Genomic DNA, 15,968 nt, shown 5'->3' with positions numbered 1-15,968 from the left:
CGTGACGCCCACGACACCCGTCATCCCGCCCCGCACCAACCCGACGGTGGTCAGGGCCCACAGCCGTGCCAGGAGGCCCGGTGAGGACGCTGGGCGGGAGCGGGGTCGAGGTCAGCGCCCTCGGCTTCGGCGCCGCCGCCATCGGCAACCTCTACACCGAGGTGGACGAGGAGCAGGCACGGGCGGCCGTGGCCGCCGCCTGGGAGCAGGGCATCCGCTACTTCGACACCGCCCCGCACTACGGACTCGGCCTGTCCGAACGCCGCCTCGGCGCGGCCCTGCGCGGCCTTCCGCGCTCCGCGTACACGGTCTCCACGAAGGTCGGCCGGCTGCTCGAACCCGCGGACACGGGCGGAAGCGATCTCGCCCACGGTTTCGCCGTGCCCGCCGCCCACCGCCGCGTGTGGGACTTCAGCGCGGACGGGGTGCGGCGCGGTCTGGAGGCCAGTCTCGGACGGCTCGGCCTGGACCGCGTCGACGTCGTCTACCTCCACGACCCCGACGACCACGCCGAGCAGGCCTTCCGCGAGGGCTACCCGGCGCTGGAGGAACTGCGCGCCCAGGGCGTGGTCGGGGCCATCGGGGCGGGCATGAACCAGTCGGAGATGCTGACCCGCTTCGTCCGCGACACGGACGTGGACGTGGTGCTGTGCGCCGGCCGGTACACCCTGCTCGACCAGCGCGCCGAGTCGGAGCTGCTGCCCGCGGCCGTCGAGCGGGGCGTGTCCGTCGTCGTCGGCGGCGCCTTCAACTCCGGCCTGCTGGCGGACCCCAGACCGGGAGCGACGTACAACTACGCCAGCGCCCCGCCCGAGTTGGTGGAGCGTGCCCAGCGCATGAAGGCGGTGGCCGGCCGGCACGGGATCACCCTGCGGGCCGCGGCCCTGCGCTTCTGCGCCGGCCACCCGGCCGTGGCCTCCGTCCTGGTCGGCACCCGCTCGGCCGCTGAAGTCCGCGACTGCGCCGAGCAGTTCGCCACACATGTGCCCGCGGCCTTCTGGCAGGAGCTGAGGGACACCGGTCTGCTGCCCGCCTCCGGGACCTGACGGGAACCGGTCACGGATCCCGGGCGCCGGTGTCCAGCCGGGTCGGCGGCAGGAAATCGCGCACGTAGGAGCGGTCCCAGCAGGCACCGGTCGCCCGCAGCTGCCGCCAGGTCGTGAAGTGGTAGCGGAACAGCCGGGCGCGGACGTAGCGCGGCGGCTCGTCCGGCGGGAAGGGGGAGCGGCGCAGCAGCCTGAGGGTGTCGCGGTCGTTCTCCAGGAGCCGCTCCACCATCGCGCCGAACCAGAGCCCCGCGTAGGCCGGGGAGAGCGCGGCGAACCACATCATCCAGTCCAGACGCAGATGGTACGGCGCGAACTGGCGCGGCCAGTGCCGGGGATCACCGGGCTTGCCCCGGAACTCGTACTCCCGCCAGTCCGCTTCCTCGTGCGGCACCTCGTCCAGCGTGCCCTCCACCACCACCTCGTAGCGGACACGGCTGACGCTGCCGAACGCGCCGTAGGTGTTCACCAGGTGCAGCGGGTCGAAGGAGCGGTTCATGACCTGGCGGCGGGAGACCATGTTGACCACCGGGCGGTAGCTGAGGAGCACCAGCAGCGCGGCCACGGCGAGGACCACGACCTCGTACCACAGCGGCGCGGCCGGCCCGGACGGCGCGCTCCCCGGGAACCGGACCGCCGACAGCGCCAGCACGATCGCGATCCAGTTCAGCCAGGAGAAGTTCCCGGACAGCACCAGCCACAACTGGGTGACGATCATCAGCGCGGCACCGATCGTGGCGATCGGCTGCGGAGTGAACAGCAGGAACGGCACGATCAGCTGCGTGACGTGGTTGGCGGCCACCTCCGCCTTGTGCAGGGGCCCCGGCAGATGGTGGAAGAACCAGCTCAGCGGGCCCGGCATCGGCTGCGTCTCGTGGTGATAGTTCAGACAGGTCAGCTTGCGCCAGCAGGCGTCGCCGCGCAGCTTGATCAGCCCCGCGCCGAACTCGACGCGGAAGAGGATCCAGCGCAGCAGGAACAGCACGAGCACGGGCGGGGCAACGTCGTCGTTGCCGAGGAAGACCGCGAGGAACCCGGTCTCCAGCAGCAGCGACTCCCAGCCGAAGCCGTACCAGGTCTGCCCGACGTTGACGATCGACAGGTACAGCGCCCAGGGGACGAGCCACAGCAGCATCGCGGCCCACAAGGGCATCAGCGAGTCCACGCCCGCGACCAGCGCCGCCGACACCGCGCACCCGGTCCAGGCGACCGCCGCGAAGAGCCGGTCGGAGTAGCGAAGGTGGAACAGGCTCGGCGCCCGGGTGAACGGCACCCGCTGGAGGAAACGGGGGATCGGCAGCATGCCCCGTTCGCCGAGCAGCGCGCGGAACTGGAGCGCCGCCGTCAGGAAGGCGACGAGATACACCACGGCCAGCGCGCGCTGGAAGACCAGCCGGCTCAGCCAGTACTCGGGTGCGGTGAACCAACCCACGGTCGAGCGCTCCTCTCCTCTCGTCCTCCGGGAAAGTCACGGGCCCCGGGTACCCCACCCCCGGCTCGAAGAATCAGCCGATCCCTGGCAAGGTGTCCTGCATGGCTGAACAGGGAGCGCCCGCCCTGTCACTCCCGGAGGACTGGCCCGCCCGCCCGGATCCCATTCTGGCGCTCAACGGCATGGGCACCTTCGACTGGGACCTGGACGCCCGGCTCGTGCACCTGGACGCCCAGGCCCACCGGATCTTCGACCTCACCCCCGAGGAGAACGACCGCCGTCCCGGCACCGTGGGCAAGCGGCTGCTGCCGTCCGAGCGCGAGCGTCTGGACGCCCTGGTCGCCCAGGCGGTGAAGGAGGGCCGCCAGAACTACGGCACCTATGTCCGCCTGCGCCTGCGCGACGGCGGCCTGCGCTGGGCCCACGTGCAGGGCTACATCCAGCGCGACGGGACGGGCCGGCCGCGCAGGATCACCGGGATCCTCCGCGACGCCTCCGAGGAGCTCGGCGACATCGCCGCCCGCCGGGAGCGGGCCGCCCAGGCCGCGGCCCGGCGCAGGCAGACCAACGTCGTGGAGGCCGCGACCGCCGCCCTCGCCCACGCGCGCACCGTGCAGGACGTCATCGAGGTCGTCAAGGACTCCCACGGGCTGGCACTTCTCGGCTCCAAGAGCCTGGTTCTCGGCCTGGTCGAGGCCGGCCGCATCCGGATCGTCGCCGAGGGCCCCGAGGGCTCCTCCGTGCCGGGCACCCGCGTCACCCGGATCGACGAGCCCTACCCGATGAGCGAGGCCGTGCGCACCCTCAGCCCCCGCTTCATCGAGTCCCCGGAGGAGTTCGCCGAGCGCTACCCCGTCCTGTGGCCGCACATCACCGGACTGGACATCACCTCGGCGGCCTATCTGCCGCTGATCGCCCAGGCTCGTCCGATCGGCGGCATGGGCCTGCTCTACAGCGACCGGCGCGGCTTCACCCCGGACGAGCGCAATGTCCTGATCGCCCTCGGCAGCAGCATCGCGCAGAGCCTCCAGCGGGCCATGTTCTACGAGCAGGAGAAGGACCTCGCCCAGGGCCTGCAACAGGCCATGCTGCCGCGCACCATCCCCAGCGTGCCCGGAGCCGACGTCGCCGTCCGCTACCGCTCCGGTTACGCGGGCGGCTCCCTGGGCCGCGACATCGGCGGCGACTGGTACGACCTGATCCCGCTGCCCGGTGGCCGGGTCGGTGCCGTCATCGGCGACGTCCAGGGACACGACACGCACGCCGCCGCCGTCATGGGCCAGCTCCGCATCGTGCTGCGCGCCTACGCCGCCGAGGGTCACGCACCGGCCACCGTGATGGCCCGCGCCTCGGTCTTCCTGCACGAACTCGACACCGACCGCTTCGCCACCTGCCTGTACGCGGAGGCCGACCTGTCCACCGGCGTCGTGCAGCTGGTGCGGGCCGGGCACATCGACCCGCTGGTCCGGCACAGCGACGGAAGCTGCCACCTGGTCGGCGTCGACGGGGGGCTGCCGCTCGGCCTGTCCGCCGAGTTCGGCAGCCTGCACTACCCCGTCGGCACCATGGAGCTGGACCCCGGTCAGACCCTGGTGCTGTGCACCGACGGTCTGGTCGAACAGCCCGGCGCCGACCTCGACGACGGCATGCGGGCGCTGGCTAGGTCCGTCGCCGACGGGCCCGACGACGTACGGGACCTCGCCGACCGGCTGATCACGATGGCCGAGGCGCGCGGCGGCGACGACGACGTGGCCCTGCTCGTCCTGCGCCGCCAGGTTCCGGCCGAGCGGCAGCCCGTCGGCCGGCTCCAGCAGTACGTGGCCCCCGGCGACCCCGAGGCCCTCACCCGGGCCCGGCACATGATCCGCACGGCGGTGCGGGCCTGGGGTGCCGAGGAGGACTCGTACGAGATCGAACTCGTGGCCGACGAACTGATCACCAACGCACTGCTGCACACCGAGGGCGCCGCGATCGTCACCCTGCGGGTCCTCAGCGGGTCCGGACGGCGGTTGCGGATCGAGGTCGAGGACTCCTCCAGCGCCCTGCCGCGCCGCCGCGAACCGGGGGCGGACGGCGTCTCCGGCCGGGGGCTGCTGCTCGTGGACCGGCTCACCGACGTGTGGGGCGTGGAGGCGCGCGGCGGCGGCAAGTGCGTGTGGTGCGAGTTCGCGGTGCCCGGCGAGAGCTGACGTGGCGCCCGGCGGCCGCGGTGGCACTCTGGACCTATGCCGGAACTGCCCGAGGTCGAAGCGCTGAAGGACTTCCTGACCGACCACCTGGTCGGCCACGAGATCGTGCGCGTGCTGCCCGTCGCGATCAGCGTGCTGAAGACGTACGACCCGCCGGTCACCGCCCTGGAGGGCCGCGAGGTCACCGCGGTGCACCGGCATGGCAAGTTCCTTGACCTGGAAACCGGCGGCGGCCCGCACCTCGTCACCCATCTGGCCCGCGGGGGCTGGCTCCAGTGGAAGGACCCGCTGCCCGACGGCGTGCCCCGACCCGGCAAAGGCCCGCTCGCGCTGCGCGTCGCCCTGGAGACCGGCGCGGGTTTCGACCTCACCGAGGCCGGCACCCAGAAGCGGCTCGCGGTGTACGTCGTACGGGATCCGGCGGAGGTGCCCGGGGTGGCGCGCCTCGGCCCGGACCCGCTGGCCGACGGCTTCGACGAGGAGCGGTTCGCCCGGCTGCTCGCGGGGGAGCGGCGGCAGATCAAGGGGGCCCTGCGCGACCAGAGCCTGATCGCGGGCGTCGGAAACGCCTACAGCGACGAGATCCTGCACGCGGCGAGGATGTCCCCGTTCAAGCTGGCCGCCTCCCTGACCCCGCAGGAGACGCACACCCTGTACGAGGCACTGCGCACCACCCTGACGGAGGCGGTCGCGCGCTCCAGGGGCCTCGCGGCCGGGCGGCTGAAAGCGGAGAAGAAGGGCGGCCTGCGCGTGCACGGCCGCACCGGCGAACCCTGCCCGGTGTGCGGGGACACCATCCGCGAGGTGTCGTTCAGCGACTCCTCGCTCCAGTACTGCCCGACCTGCCAGACGGGCGGGAAACCGCTGGCCGACCGGCGCCTGTCCCGTCTGCTCAAGTGACGGCCCGGCCGGCGGCTCACCGCGAGTCGAGGGTCACCAGGGGCCGCCCGTCCGCGGTGCGCACCTCGAAGCGGTCGATCTGCCCCGGATGCATCGTCGTGCCGCCCGCCACCGTGCTGGTGCCCGCGTCGTGCGCGAGCACGTTCCACGTGGTCACGGTCTGCTCCGAACCGTCGCGGCCGACCACGACGAGCCGGCAGGAATGGGGACCCGAGCCGTCCCTGACCCGCACCTCCAGATCGCTGCCCCAGTCCCGGTCGGCGGCCCTGATCTCGGCCCACACGCCCGTGGTCGCGTCGGTCGCCGCGTACCGGGCGGGGCCGCCGTGGTGTCCGGCGACGGCGGCGACCGCGGGTCCGCACACGGCGAGCACCACCGAGGCGGCCAGACCGTAGAGGACCCGCCGGCGTCCGGCCCGGCGCCGCCGGGCGACCTCGCCGACCAGCCGGTCCAGCAGCCCCGGGCCGGGCCGGGTCATCGGGTGCACGAAGCGCGGCGTGGCCCGCCGGTACAGCATCAGCTGCCGGGTCGTGGGCCCGAACTCGGTGACGTGCGCCGCGCAGCGAGGGCACTCCGCGAGGTGGTCCTCGAAGCGGAAGGCGTCCGCCTCGTCCAGCATGCCGAGCGCGTACGCGCCGGCGTCGCGATGCCGTTCCAGGGACCTCATGCCGAATCCTCGTGCCTGTGAGTGCGGGTGGGGTTACTCGTTGCTCCCACCCGTACGAGCCCGGCACCGGAATCATTCAGCCGCGTTCCGAATCGTAATCAAGACGTTCGGAGCGGCCGGTCCCGCGGATTGGTCGGAATCCGGCCGCGCTCCAAAAGGGCCCGGATCCGGGAAGGACCCGGATCTAGAAGAGGTGGATGGCCAGATGTCCGAGGGGCAGTCCGAGCTGCCAGGCGGGCATCCACACCTTCGGTCCCTCGTCCTCGCCGAACACGCCCGCGCCGCCCGGCACCGCGTCCAGATCGGGCGCGAGCAGCTCGGTCTCCTCCAGCCAGCGCCAGGCCGCCTCGGCCAGCGCCAGGTCGGGCGAGGGCATCCCGCGGGCGTCCGCCTCGTCCGCGAGGCCGGCCATCCGCTCGCACACCCAGTCCTGCCACGGCTGGTCGTACGCGGTCAGCGACAGCCAGGTCTCCAACTGGGAGACCACCCGGACGCGGGAGAGCTCGCCGCCGGTGTCGGACAGGAAGATGGTGAGCGCCAGCGCGTCCCGCCCGGCGCGGAACTCGAACGACGTCGGCGGCATCAGATCGCCGGTGCGCAGCAGCTCGTCGGCGATGTACTCGGCGTACAACCAGGCCATGGGTACGGCCAGTTCGCCGCCGTCCGGGCCGTCCGTGCTCTCGTGACCTCTGTGCAGCATCCCTTCCTGCCTTCCTCCGGTGCGCGCTCCTCGCCCGACCCCGGGTCCCGGGGTCCCGCCCCCTGTCGGAACACGGATGAGGACAGCCGATTACTCAACAGCGGTCCACGGCAAGGCGCTTTACGGAGGTTTGACCAGGCGGCCGGTTTCACCGCAGGTCGGCCGCGTATCCCGGAAGCATCCGGCGCAAGGCGCGCAGCGCGTAGTAGGCGCGGGACTTCACGGTACCGGGCGGGATGCCCAGGGCCTGGGCGGCCTCCGCCACACTGGCCCCCCGGAAGTACACCATCACCAGGACTTCACGGTGCTCGGGAGTGAGAGTCTTCACAGCCTCCCGGACGTCGAGCGTCGCGGCGGACCGCTCGGCGTGGTCGGCGATGACCCGCGCGTTCTCCAGGTCCGCGTCCCCGACCTCCGGCGGCCGGGCCTGCCGGGCGCGGCGCGCGTCGATGGCGAGCCGGCGCGCCACGGTCAGCAGCCAGGGCCGCACCGAGTCGAAGGCGTCGGCGCGCAGCGCCTCGGGGTGCTGCCAGGCGCGCACGAGCGTCTCCTGGAGCAGGTCCTCGGCGCGCTGGCGGTCGCCGTCGCACAGGCGCAGCAGCAGCGCGAAGATCGGTCGGCCGTGCTCGCGTTGCAGCGCGGCGAGCTCGTGCTCGGCGGTCGTCGTCCCGTGCGGGAGGGTGGTTCCGGCCGTCATGGCCGTATGGCATCGCAGGGGGCCGCGCGGGGACAGAGCGTGCACACGGCTGTGCGACGGACGGTCGATCGCGTCGGCGAACGGTACGACGAACGGTCCGTCAGGCCCCTTGTCCTACACGAACGGGCCAACGCAGGGCCGATACCGTTTGCGAAAGCCGTCAGATTCGTACCCATTTGTCTGTCCATACGACCGCCATGGGGTGAACTGATGATCGCACGCAGACAGCAGGTGTCCCTGGTCGTGACGGCCCTCCTCACCGCGGCCGCCGCCTGCCAGGCCCACCAACGGGAACAGCAGACTCCGCCCGGACGAGCCGCCCCGACCGCCTCGAACTCCGCGAGCGCGCCCGGCGCGTTCACGCTCGTCGCCTCCGGGGGCATCCTGCCGGACGCCTCGGTGCTGGAGCGGGCCGCCTTCGACGCGGGCGGCGCGGGCCACGACTTCCGGCCGATGCTTGAAGGCGTCAAGGACATCGTCTCCCGGGCCGACCTGGCGCTGTGTCACCTGGGCACCGCCTTCGGGGCGAGCGCGCCCTACACCGGCGCCCCCCGCTACAAGTCCCCGCCCGAGCTGGCGTCGTCCCTCGCCGCGGCGGGCTACGACAGCTGCGCCACCGCCTCCGAGCACACCCTGGACGACGGCGCCGACGGCGTCCGGCGCACCCTGGAGGCCCTCGACGGCGCCGGCCTGCGGCACGCCGGCTCGGCGCGGGGCGAGGGCGAGGCGCGCGGCACCCTCCTCCAGGCCGGGCGCGCCGTGGTGGCCCACCTCGCCTACACCTACGGCACCAACGACGCCCTCCCGCCCGATCAGCCGTGGGCTGTCCGTGTGATCGACGAGAAGCGGATCGTCGAGGACGCCCGAGCCGCCCGCAAGGCGGGTGCCCAGGTCGTGGTCGTGTCCCTGAACTGGGGCCGGGCCTGGCAGGACGCGCCCGACGCCCAGCAACTGGACCTCGCGCGGAAGCTGACCGCCTCGCACTCCGGCGGCCGGCCCGACGTCGACCTGATCCTCGGCAGCCATGCCCATGTCCCGCAGGCCTACGAGAAGGTCAACGGCACCTGGGTGGTCTACGGCCTCGGCGACCAGATCGCCGGCGCCACGACCGACGACAGCGGCCGGCGCAACCCGCGCGCCAACCAGAGCACGCTGGCGCGCTTCACCTTCTCCCCGCCCGCCAAGCCGGGCGGACGCTGGGAGGTGGCCCGGGCCGAGTTCGTCCCCGAGGTGTTCGACCTCGACGCGGGCCGGGTGGTGAACCTCGGCAAGGCCATCGCCCGGGGCGCCGACCTCCAGGGCGTGCGCGACCGGATCCGCACCGCGGTGCTCAGCCGGGGCGCGGCGAAGGACGGGCTCGTCATGGGGGAGTGAGACCGGCCGGCCGGGGGAGCGGGACCGGCCGGTCGGCCGCGGCACCGGGGCCGGCCGGCCGGGCGTGAGGCCGGTCAGTCGACGTCCACGTGCTCGAAGAGGTCGAGCATCTCACCGAGCACACGCAGGCACGCCCGTACCTCGGAGTCCGTCAGATCGCCCCCGACCCGGCGCAGCAGCAGGTGCTCACGGTCCAGCACCGAGGTGATCGCCGATTGGCCCGCGTCCGTGAGCCGGATCAGCGACGAGCGCTGGTGTGCCGGGTTCGGGACGCTGATCACCAGGCCGCGGGCCGCCGCGTCGTTCACCATCCGCTGCACGAACTGGCGGCTGATCGCCTGTGCGCGTCCCATCTGGGGGACGGTCATCGGGCCGTGCTTGTGCAGCAGGTCGAGCACGGCCCGTACGCCGACGGACAGCCCCTCGACGGCCTCGCCCTGCTCGACCTTGCGCTGCACCCGCCGGTACAGCGGGCCCACCAGATCGAACACCTCGGTGAGGCGGTGGCCGAGTTCGTCCGGCGGGAGAGGGGCGTCGGGCCCGTCGTCGAGGTCGCTGTCGATGTCGCTCATCGCACCATCATGACACCTTGGTTGCCAAACTGGTCCCCACAATGACACCCTGGTTGTCATGAATGCAGCTGCGGATCTACGTTTCGCGCCGTCCTCCGACGGCGACCTCGCCTACCTCGACACCGGCAGCGGGGACCTGGTGGTCCTGCTGCACTCCGGCTGGGTCGACCACCGCGTCCTCGACGCGGCGACCTCGGCCCTCGCGGCCGAGTTCCGGGTCGTCGCCCCGGACGTACGCGGCCACGGCTGCTCCGCCAACGCGACCAGGCCGTTCCGCTGGGCCGACGACCTCGCCACGCTGCTGCGCCACCTCGACGCCGGCCCGGCGGCCCTCGTCGGCGTCTCGATGGGCGGCGCCATCGCCACCGACACCGTGCTCGAGTACCCGGAACTGGTCCGCGGGGTGGTCGTCTGCGGTGCCGCGACCAGCGAGTTCCAGTACACCGACCCCTGGGCGCGGCAGACGCAGGAGGAGTCGGCCCGTGCTCTCGGCGCCGGTGACATCGAGGGCTGGCTCGCGTCCTTCCTGCGCTTCGCGCCCGGCCCGCACCGCACCCCGGACGACGTGGACCAGGACATCCTGCGCCGGCTGCGCGACATGGCCCTGCACACCCTGTCCAAGCACACCGCCGACGAGAAGAACTGGCACGTGCCCCTGACCGGCACCTGGGACCGCGTGCCGAAGATCGGCGTCCCCGTGCTCACCGTCAACGGCGCCCTGGAGACACCCGACCTCATCGCCGAGGCCGAACGCCTCGCCGGCACCGTCCCAGACGGACGCTCCGTCACGATCGAGGGCACCGCCCACTACCCGAACCTGGAGAAGCCGGAGGAGTTCAACGGGATCGTCGCGGACTTCCTCCGCGCCCTCCCGGCCTGATCCGGACGAAGGACGCTAACGCCGGGCCAGCTCCGAGCGCTTGTACGAGTACCCGAAGTAGATCACGCACCCGATCAGGAACCACACGGCGAACCGCACCCAGGTCTCCCACTTCAGGAACGTGATCAGCCAGAGCGAGAAGACGACCCCCAGCGCCGGCACGAACGGCATCCACGGCGTACGGAACCCGCGCGGCAGGTCCGGCTGCCGGTAGCGCAGCACGATCACCGCCGTGCACACCACCACGAACGCCAGCAGAATGCCGATGTTGGTCAGTTCGGCCGCCTCCGCGATCGGCAGGAACCCCGCGATGGCGGCCGACGCCACCCCGACGATCCACGTCACCCGCGTCGGCACGTGCCGCGTGGGGTGCGTCTTCGCGAACCACTTGGGCAGCAGCCCGTCCCGGGACATGGCGAACCACACCCGGGTCACGCCCAGCATGAACGTGAACATGACCGTAAGGATGCCGATGATCGCCCCCACCGCGATCACGTCCGCCAGCCGGCTCAGCCCCACCGACTTGAAGGCGGTGGAGAAGCCGCTCTCCTTGTTGATGTCCTTGTAGTTCTGCATGCCGGTCAGCACCAGGCACGCCGCCACGTAGAGCACCATCGCGATCGCCAGCGAGTAGATGATCGCCTTCGGCATGTGCCGCCGCGCGTCCTTGGACTCCTCGGCCGCCGTCGACATCGCGTCATAGCCGAAGACCGCGAAGAACACCGTCGCCGCACCGGTGAACGCCCCGCCGACGCCGTAGGGGAAGAACGGGTGGTAGTGGGCGGTGTTGATGTGGAACACGCCGACCACGATCACCACCAGCACCACGACCACCTTCAGCGCCACCACGAGGGTCTCGAAGCGGGCCGCGCTGCGGATGCCGAGGTTCAGCAGCCAGGCGATCAGCAGGCACAGGATCGCCGCGAACAGGTCGACCCTGTGCCCGGCGCCGGTACCGGGCGCGCCCAGCATCCAGGCGGGCAGATGCGCGCCCATGTCCTCGACCAGGAAGCTGAAGTAGCCGGAGATGCCGATCGCGACCACCGCCACGATCGCCGTGTACTCGAGGAGCAGGTCCCAGCCGATGAACCAGCCGGCGAACTCGCCGAGCACCGCGTAGCCGTAGGTGTAGGCGGAGCCCGCCTTCGGGATCAGGCCCGCGAACTCGGCGTACGACAGGGCCGCCGCCGCGCTGGCCACACCCGCGATCAGGAAGGACACCAGCACCGCGGGACCCGCCGTACCGTTGGCCACTGTGCCGGCGAGGGTGAAGATGCCCGCGCCGATGATGCCGCCCACACCGATCGCGGTCAGCTGCCACAACCCGAGTGATCGCTCAAGGCGTGGTCCTTCGCCGGCTCCCGTCTCCTCGATGTGTTCGATGGGCTTGCGGCGGAGAATGCCCTCACCCATCCGGAGCCCGGCCATGCGTCTCACCTCTTCCCGTACGGCAAACGGCTGACGCCGGATCATGATGACCCAGGAACCGCGGGGTACGGAAGACGCCACGCACGGATCCGACGCCGCCCGGCGGCCGCCCGTCGCGGTGTCCGGACACCGGGAGGGTACCTACGGAACCACCGTCACCGGCCAGCGTCCCGCCTTCACCAGGCGGACCGCGACCGAGCCGATGATCCGGTGGCCGGCCTGCTCGGAGGCGCCCACGACCACAGCGTCCGCCCGCAGCTCGTCGGCGGCCTTCACCAGCCCGTTGAACGGGTCGCCGCGGAAGGTGTGGAACTCCCAGCGGACCTCGAATATCCCCTTCAGCCGCTCCGTGGACTCCCGGATGTACCGCACCAGGTCCTCGGCGATCTCGTCGGTCGTCTCCGCCACCGGCGCCCCGAGCGCCGCCCCCGCCGTCATCACCGGCTGCACGTACACGAGAGCGAGCAGCGCGCCCTGCCGCCGGGCGAGACCGGCGGCGTACGCGGCGGCCCGCAACGAGGACTCGGAGCCGTCCACGCCGGCCACGATGACCTTCGGCCCGTCCGTGCCCCGCTCGAACCGGTGCGCGTGCCGCTCGTGCTCCTCGTGCTGTTCCGTCACATGTGCGAGGCTATCGGAATCCCCGGTTCCCACCGCCGCCCGGGGCAACGCTCCGACGGGCGCCCCGCCCGCCCTGTTCCTACAGTCGGAAGCATGAGCGCCGCCACCGGCGCCGTCACCTCCCGCGGCGCCGCCGACCCCGCCCGGCCGCCGCGCAGGAACGGCCTCCTCAGCAGGGTGCCGCAGGGCTTCGCCACCTTCTTCGGCGCTCTGGCCGTGCTGTGCGCGCTGCTCGACCTCATCGCCCCGCTGCGGGTCCTGCTCCACCCCGTCGTCCGCTTCCTGGACCTGCTCCTCGTCCCGGTCAGCGTCAACCTCGCCTACGCCGTCTTCCTCGTCCTGCTGGCCGGCGCCACCGCCGCCCGCAAGAAGGTCGCCTGGTGGCTGGTCGTCGGCTACCTCGGCCTGGTGATCCTCGGCGACGTCGTCGGCCTCGCCGCCGGCGAGTACGCCGAGTCGGCGCCGTCCCTCGTGCTGTGCGGCCTGGCACTGCTGCTGCTGATCGCTGCCAGAGGCGAGTTCTACGCCGCCTCCCGCCGAGGCGCCTGGTGGCGGGCGCTGGCCGTACTGGCCGCCGGCCTCGCCGTGGCCGTCCTGGCCGGCTGGGGCCTGGTCGCGCTCCTGCCCGGCACCCTGCCCCCCGGCCTGCACCTGGCGTGGTCCGCCAACCGCGTCCTCGGCGGACTCGTCTCCGCCCAGGACTTCGCCGGCCGTCCGCCGCGCCCGGTGACCTTCCTGCTCGGCCTGTTCGGAGCACTCGCCCTGCTCAACGCCGCCGCCACGCTGTTCCGTTCGCAGCGCCTCGAGGCGGCCCTGCACGGCGACGAGGAACCCCGCATCCGCGCCCTGCTCAATGCCTACGGCGAGGACGACTCCCTCGGCTACTTCGCCACCCGCCGCGACAAGGCCGTCGTCTTCTCACCCAGCGGCAAGGCCGCCGTCACCTACCGCGTCGAGACCGGTGTGTGCCTCGCCAGCGGCGACCCCGTCGGCGACCGCGAGGCCTGGCCGCACGCCATCGCCGCCTGGCTGGACGTCGCCCGCCGCCACGCCTGGGCCCCCGCCGTCATGGGCGCCTCCGAGGAGGGTGCCCGCGCCTACGCCCGCGCCGGGCTCGGCGCCCTCCAGCTCGGCGACGAGGCGATCGTGCACGTCGCCGCCTTCGACCTCGACGGCCGGGACATGCGCGTGACCCGGCAGGCCGTGCGCCGCGTCCGCCGCACCGGCGCCACCTGCCGCATCCGCCGGCACGCCGGCCTCACCGACGCCGAGATGGAGGAGATCGTCGACAAGGCGGACGCCTGGCGCGACACCGAGACCGAGCGCGGATTCTCCATGGCGCTGGACCGCCTGGGCGACCCGGCCGACGGAGACTGCCTCCTGGTCGAGGCCCTCGACACGGAGGGCCGGCTCCTCGCCCTGCTGTCCTTCGTGCCATGGGGCCGCGACGGCGCCTCCCTCGACCTGATGCGCCGGGACCGCGCCGCGCCCAACGGCGTCATGGAGTACATGGTGGCCGAACTCTGCGCCACCGCCCCGAAACTCGGCGTACGCCGCCTCTCGCTGAACTTCGCGGTGTTCCGCTCGGCGTTCGAGGAGGGCGCCCGGATCGGGGCCGGACCGGTGCTGCGGCTGTGGCGCGGCCTGCTGCTGTTCTTCTCCCGCTGGTGGCAGCTCGAAGCCCTGTACCGGTCCAACGCCAAGTACCACCCCGAGTGGTACCCGAGGTTCCTCTGCTACGGCGAGACCGCCTCCCTCGCCCGGATCGGCCTGGCCTCCGGCATCGCCGAGGGTTTCGTCGCCGTACCCTCGCTGCGCAAGCTCTGGGGCAAGGGCCACCCGGCCCACCCCGCCACCGGACCGCGCCCGGCCACCACCGAGGGCCTGCCCCCGCTCACGGCGCTCGGACTCGACGCGGGGGCACGGGCCGAAGCCGCCCGGACAGACGCCGGCCTGCCCGAACAGGTCCGCGTCCGGCACGCGAAACTCGACCGGCTGCGCGCCGCCGGCACCGACCCCTACCCGGTGGGGACGAACACCCGCACCCGCACCCTCGCCGAGGTCCGCGAAGGGGAGCAGCTCACCGTGGCCGGCCGCGTCCTGCTCGTCCGGGACTTCGGCGGCATCGTCTTCGTCGTGCTCCGCGACTGGTCGGGCGACCACCAACTCGCCCTCACCCGAGACCGGACCGGGCCCGCCGCGCTGAAACGCTTCACCGCCGACACCGACATCGGCGACCACATCACCGCCACCGGCCGGGCCGGACGGAGCGACCAGGGCGAACCCACCGTCTTCGTCACCTCCTGGCGGCTGCTCGGCAAGTGCCTGCGCCCCCTGCCCGACAAACACCGCGGACTGGCCGACCCCGAGGCCAAGGTGCGCCTGCGCTACCTCGACCTGGTCACCAGCCCCCGGGCCCGCGAGGTCGTCCGCATCCGCTCCACCGCCGTACAGGCACTGCGCCGGGGACTGCTGGAGCGCGGCTTCCTGGAGGTCGAGACGCCGATGCTCCAGCAGATCCACGGCGGCGCCAACGCCCGGCCCTTCACCACCCACAGCAACGCCTACGACCTCGACCTGTACCTGCGCATCGCACCCGAGCTCTATCTGAAGCGCCTGTGCGTCGGCGGTCTGGAGAAGGTCTTCGAGATGGGCCGCACCTTCCGCAACGAGGGCGTCTCCCCCAAGCACAACCCCGAGTTCACGATGCTGGAGGCCTACCAGGCCCACGCCGACTACGACGTCATGCTCGACCTCGCCCGCGAACTGGTCCAGGGCGCCGCCACCGCCGCCTTCGGCAGCCCGGTCGCCCACAAGGACGGCACGGCGTACGACATCTCCGGGCCCTGGCCGGTCAGGACCGTGCACGGCGCGATCTCCGAGGCGCTCGGGGAGGAGATCGGCCCGGGCACCGGCCCGGAGGCACTGCGCCGGCACTGCGACCGCGCCGGCGTGCCGTACACCGCGGACGACACACCCGGCGAGATCATCCTGGAGATGTACGAGCGGCTGGTGGAGGAGTGCACCGGACCGCCGGTCTTCTACAAGGACTTCCCGACCGAGGTCTCCCCGCTCACCCGGCAGCACCGCACCGACCCGCGGCTCGCCGAACGCTGGGACCTGGTGGCCTTCGGCACCGAACTGGGCACCGCCTACTCCGAGCTCACCGACCCCGTCGAACAGCGCCGCCGGCTGACCGCCCAGTCCCTGCTCGCCGCCGGGGGAGACCCGGAGGCGATGGAACTGGACGAGGACTTCCTCGACGCCCTCGAGTACGCCATGCCGCCCACCGGCGGCCTCGGCCTCGGCGTCGACCGGCTGGTCATGTTCCTCACCGGCCTGACGATCCGTGAGACGCTGCCGTTCCCGCTCGTGCGCCACCGCTGAGTCACCCTCCGCCGCACATCTGCGGGACCCGCCGAAGCTCCCGTCGAGGCACCCGCGCGCAACTGCCGCCGGGCG

The 15,968-nt window shown here is 72.5% G+C and carries 13 protein-coding genes; 6 read left to right on the top strand and 7 right to left on the bottom strand.

Annotation, left to right across the window (positions count from 1 at the left end; translation table 11 throughout):
* Positions 1–80: 80 nt before the first annotated feature.
* Entirely contained in the window at positions 81–1,046 is a 966-nt protein-coding gene (locus ACIOWN_RS05440; protein WP_401980538.1) for an aldo/keto reductase, read from the top strand.
* Between the two features lie 10 nt (positions 1,047–1,056).
* Here ACIOWN_RS05440 and ACIOWN_RS05435 read toward each other — a convergent pair whose 3' ends face one another.
* Positions 1,057–2,478, bottom strand: coding sequence for a lipase maturation factor family protein (locus ACIOWN_RS05435; RefSeq protein ID WP_401980536.1), 1,422 nt, complete (start codon positions 2,476–2,478; stop codon positions 1,057–1,059).
* A gap of 101 nt (positions 2,479–2,579) precedes the next feature.
* On the opposite strand from ACIOWN_RS05435, the gene ACIOWN_RS05430 reads away from it, so the two are divergent.
* Both ACIOWN_RS05430 and ACIOWN_RS05425 read left to right on the top strand, forming a co-directional pair.
* Entirely contained in the window at positions 2,580–4,667 is a 2,088-nt protein-coding gene (locus ACIOWN_RS05430) for a SpoIIE family protein phosphatase (RefSeq protein ID WP_362353066.1), read from the top strand.
* Positions 4,668–4,703: 36 nt separating this feature from the next.
* Positions 4,704–5,567 (top strand): DNA-formamidopyrimidine glycosylase family protein, encoded by an 864-nt coding sequence (locus ACIOWN_RS05425; protein WP_362353068.1) that lies wholly within the window; start codon positions 4,704–4,706, stop codon positions 5,565–5,567.
* Positions 5,568–5,583: 16 nt separating this feature from the next.
* On the opposite strand, the gene ACIOWN_RS05420 is transcribed toward ACIOWN_RS05425, so the two are convergent.
* From ACIOWN_RS05420 to ACIOWN_RS05410, 3 genes are all read right to left on the bottom strand, one after another.
* A complete protein-coding gene (locus tag ACIOWN_RS05420; protein WP_362353070.1) occupies positions 5,584–6,234 on the bottom strand; it encodes a zf-HC2 domain-containing protein in 651 nt (216 codons plus the stop codon).
* A 184-nt stretch (positions 6,235–6,418) separates the two neighbouring features.
* Positions 6,419–6,934, bottom strand: a complete 516-nt coding sequence (locus ACIOWN_RS05415) for a hypothetical protein (protein WP_401980533.1) — start codon at positions 6,932–6,934, stop codon at positions 6,419–6,421.
* Between the two features lie 148 nt (positions 6,935–7,082).
* A complete protein-coding gene (locus ACIOWN_RS05410; protein WP_362353074.1) occupies positions 7,083–7,631 on the bottom strand; it encodes a sigma-70 family RNA polymerase sigma factor in 549 nt (182 codons plus the stop codon).
* A gap of 210 nt (positions 7,632–7,841) precedes the next feature.
* Between ACIOWN_RS05410 and ACIOWN_RS05405 the strand changes: the two genes are divergently transcribed.
* Entirely contained in the window at positions 7,842–9,005 is a 1,164-nt protein-coding gene (locus ACIOWN_RS05405; RefSeq protein ID WP_362353076.1) for a CapA family protein, read from the top strand.
* A gap of 74 nt (positions 9,006–9,079) precedes the next feature.
* Here the strand turns inward: ACIOWN_RS05405 and ACIOWN_RS05400 are convergent, their stop codons facing one another.
* Positions 9,080–9,577, bottom strand: a complete 498-nt coding sequence (locus tag ACIOWN_RS05400; protein WP_362353078.1) for a MarR family transcriptional regulator — start codon at positions 9,575–9,577, stop codon at positions 9,080–9,082.
* 58 nt (positions 9,578–9,635) lie between these two features.
* On the opposite strand from ACIOWN_RS05400, the gene ACIOWN_RS05395 reads away from it, so the two are divergent.
* Entirely contained in the window at positions 9,636–10,457 is an 822-nt protein-coding gene (locus ACIOWN_RS05395) for an alpha/beta hydrolase (RefSeq protein ID WP_362353080.1), read from the top strand.
* A 15-nt stretch (positions 10,458–10,472) separates the two neighbouring features.
* Here the strand turns inward: ACIOWN_RS05395 and ACIOWN_RS05390 are convergent, their stop codons facing one another.
* Together ACIOWN_RS05390 and ACIOWN_RS05385 are read right to left on the bottom strand one after the other, a co-directional pair.
* Positions 10,473–11,885, bottom strand: a complete 1,413-nt coding sequence (locus tag ACIOWN_RS05390) for an amino acid permease (RefSeq protein ID WP_362353082.1) — start codon at positions 11,883–11,885, stop codon at positions 10,473–10,475.
* A 141-nt stretch (positions 11,886–12,026) separates the two neighbouring features.
* Entirely contained in the window at positions 12,027–12,506 is a 480-nt protein-coding gene (locus ACIOWN_RS05385; RefSeq protein WP_362353084.1) for a universal stress protein, read from the bottom strand.
* Between the two features lie 93 nt (positions 12,507–12,599).
* On the opposite strand from ACIOWN_RS05385, the gene lysX reads away from it, so the two are divergent.
* Positions 12,600–15,893, top strand: a complete 3,294-nt coding sequence (lysX, locus tag ACIOWN_RS05380) for a bifunctional lysylphosphatidylglycerol synthetase/lysine--tRNA ligase LysX (protein WP_362353086.1) — start codon at positions 12,600–12,602, stop codon at positions 15,891–15,893.
* Positions 15,894–15,968: the final 75 nt, after the last annotated feature.

Source organism: Streptomyces sp. NPDC087787 (genome assembly GCF_044743035.1).
Lineage (GTDB): Bacteria > Actinomycetota > Actinomycetes > Streptomycetales > Streptomycetaceae > Streptomyces.
This window is presented reverse-complemented; position numbering and strand designations above follow the sequence as displayed.